This is a genomic window from Bradyrhizobium sp. 142 (assembly GCF_023074015.1).
Taxonomy (GTDB): Bacteria; Pseudomonadota; Alphaproteobacteria; order Rhizobiales; family Xanthobacteraceae; genus Bradyrhizobium.
This window is the reverse complement of record NZ_JADPKQ010000207.1, coordinates 1-2,509: the sequence shown is the minus strand read 5'-3', so window position 1 is coordinate 2,509 and position 2,509 is coordinate 1. Positions and strand designations below refer to the sequence as shown.

The 2,509-nt window shown below is 63.3% G+C and carries 4 protein-coding genes and 1 pseudogene; all 5 read right to left on the bottom strand.

The window, feature by feature from the left end:
- Positions 1-226: pseudogene (locus tag IVA82_RS19010) on the bottom strand (OmpA family protein); the annotation flags it as partial.
- A gap of 167 nt (positions 227-393) precedes the next feature.
- Positions 394-654, bottom strand: a complete 261-nt coding sequence (locus IVA82_RS19005; protein WP_247382355.1) for a hypothetical protein — start codon at positions 652-654, stop codon at positions 394-396.
- Between the two features lie 85 nt (positions 655-739).
- Positions 740-1,126: a VOC family protein gene (locus tag IVA82_RS19000; protein WP_247382354.1), complete on the bottom strand. Its 387-nt coding sequence runs from the start codon at positions 1,124-1,126 to the stop codon at positions 740-742.
- Positions 1,127-1,147: 21 nt separating this feature from the next.
- The gene (locus tag IVA82_RS18995) at positions 1,148-2,005 is read right to left on the bottom strand and encodes an FkbM family methyltransferase (RefSeq protein WP_247382353.1); all 858 of its coding nucleotides are present in this window, start codon (positions 2,003-2,005) and stop codon (positions 1,148-1,150) included.
- Positions 2,006-2,179: 174 nt separating this feature from the next.
- Positions 2,180-2,509 (bottom strand): group II intron maturase-specific domain-containing protein (locus IVA82_RS18990; RefSeq protein ID WP_276578017.1); only part of this gene is annotated, 330 nt, incomplete at its 5' end.

The window sequence follows — 2,509 nt, the reverse complement described above, 5'->3', positions numbered from 1 at the left end:
GTGCAGCTGCGGGCGGGGGTGTGGCCGGGCGCGCGGGCGCCGCAGGCGGTGCAGCCGCTGGCGGTCCCTTCGGAGGCTGCTTCGGTTTTCCGTCAGGACCAGTCTCTTGCGGCTGGGCCTGCGCGACCACGAGAGGCGGCGCGCCTTGCGCATGCGATGCGGAGCCTGCGAATTGCATCGCAGTGAGAGCCGTCGTGGCAAGCAGCACGAAACGAAGGTTGGTCATGATGGTGAACTTCCCCGGAAGGTTCTTTGACAAGGTCTGGTGATGAACGGATACGCGTTAGGCCGGATTGTGGCGGGTGAAGAAGACACGGCCCGATTTATTTCTGCACGCAAATCACGACACGACATCAATGTTCATTGCGCATTCAGACGCAGGTTGCAATCGCCTCACATCTGTCGGTCGCCTTGGAAGTCAGCTGCGGATGAATCCGCATCGGTTGCAGGGTTTGGTGTGTGCGGCCCATTCGGTCCGCGCGGCGGAATCTCCTCAGGCACGCGGCCGGGCAATTCGTCCGGACGTGCAGGCTCGCCGGGCTCACGCACCGGCGGCACAATGTCGGGCTGCGGATTGCCGGGCGGAATTCCCGGTGGCGGTTCGGTGGGGGTCCCCGGTGTGGCCGGTGGAATCTCGGGCGGTTCGATCGGCATCGGCATCATCGAGGTCAGTTGTGCGAAGAATGATAACGATGATGCCGGGCAAATGTTCCGCGCTTCCCGGTTTGGTAAAACCGTCCTATTCGGGCGCGTGGCAGACCGCTTCAATGTTGTGGCCGTCGGGATCGAGCACGAAGGCACCATAATAGTTCGGATGATAGTGCGCGCGAATGCCCGGTGCGCCGTTGTCACGTCCGCCGGCCGCCATTGCCGCCTTGTAGAACGCGTCGACCGTTGCGCGGTCCTTCGCCAGGATCGCGACATGCACCGGCTTGTTCAGCCCGCCTTCGCCGCCGATCCAGAAATCCGGCTTGCCGTCGGCGCCAAAGCCTGCTGCCGGATCGTGGCCGGTCTGCTCCTGCGTCACCTCCACGATCAGACTATAGCCGAGCGGCGCCAGCGCCTTCGTGTAGAACGCTTTGGCGCGCTCGTAGTCGGAGACCGGGAAGCCCATGTGATCGATCATCGCAACCTCCATCGTTCGCAGTCAGCGCGAGAGAAACGTATTGCTCCGTGTCTTGCGCGCGATCGCAAAACCGCGCGCGACCATGTCAGCGATACAATCCTCGCGCCATTCGTTTTGTGACAGATGCTCGATCACGACCGCACGAGGCCACAATGTGGGCGGCGCATCGCGGAAGTAGCCGATCAGCACCCGGTCTTCAAAACCTTCGACGTCAATCTTGAGCGTATCGACTCGCGAAACGCCGGCTTCGTCGAGAATGCGCATCAGGCGCAACGACGGAACCTTGATGGCGCCAGCGCTCGCTGCGCTGGTCACGACGTGAGTGGCGCCGAGATTGCCGCCGCCGGTTTCGATCATCAGCTCGCCGTCGGCATCGCCGGCTGCGGCCTGCACCAGGTGAACCTGCGGCGTGCGGGATGCCGCTTGGTTGAAGGAGAGCCTTGCAAAGGTCACGGGATGCGGCTCGATCGCGACCACCTTGCCCTGCGGTCCGACATGGCCGGCCATCACCAGCGCGAAAGTACCGACATTGGCGCCGACGTCGATGAACACGCCGCCTGTCGGCGTATGCTGGCGCAGGAAATCGAGCTCGTCGAGATTGTAGTCGGGATTGAACAGCGCGCCGCGCTCGGTCGCGCTGCCCTGATGATAGAAGCGGAACGAGGCGCCCTGATACTGCACGTCGAGCGGACCGCCGCGCATCAAGTTGACTAGACGCGACAGCCATGGACGAAACGCGCCGCGCTTCAGCCCCGACTGCTTTGCGAGGCCGATGATCGCGGCCTGCGCCGCGTTGGGCGCAAACGCGCCGAACGGCGCGGTCAAAGGTTTGGTGTCGGGCGTCAAGCCAAGAGTCCTCGTTGCAAGCGGCGCATGCATAGCCGGTTTTGATGAGGACTCCAACGTTGCGTCTAAAGAATGTAGCCCGGATGGAGCGAGTAGAGTCGAGGAGAGGCGCGGTGACTTGGGCCGTGCGGCAACGTCCCGTTTCCTCTCCCCGCTCATCAAACCGGACGTGCCGATTTCCGGCATCCGGCTTTCCGACTGGTTTCATCACATGGCACGCGGCAGCGGCCCCAGATGCACGCGGCGGAGCCGCAGCACGCCGGCGGGCCCGAAGACATGGTCAGCGGGGAACCTTCGTGTGCCGCGTCCTTGCACCTTGCACCGTCTTCGCAGGAAGTGTCGCACGCGATCATAGACGTGATTGTCGACCGCCCGGTAGGCCATCAGCCGGGTGCCGTAGCTGAAGTAACTCGACCAGCCGCGCAGAAGTCGGTTCAACTGGTCGCGTACCTCAGGCCACGGATCTTTGTTGCCGGAGACCAGAAGCCCATCGATTTTGCCTTTGAGCCTCTGGACGCTCTTCCTGGAAGGGCTCGC

Excerpts from the sequence above, each read along its gene's own strand:
- IVA82_RS18995 (WP_247382353.1), bottom strand. The coding sequence starts at position 2,005 with ATGCATGCGCCGCTTGCAACGAGGACTCTTGGCTTGACGCCCGACACC.
- IVA82_RS19005 (WP_247382355.1), bottom strand. The coding sequence starts at position 654 with ATGCCGATCGAACCGCCCGAGATTCCACCGGCCACACCGGGGACCCCC.
- IVA82_RS19000 (WP_247382354.1), bottom strand. The coding sequence starts at position 1,126 with ATGATCGATCACATGGGCTTCCCGGTCTCCGACTACGAGCGCGCCAAA.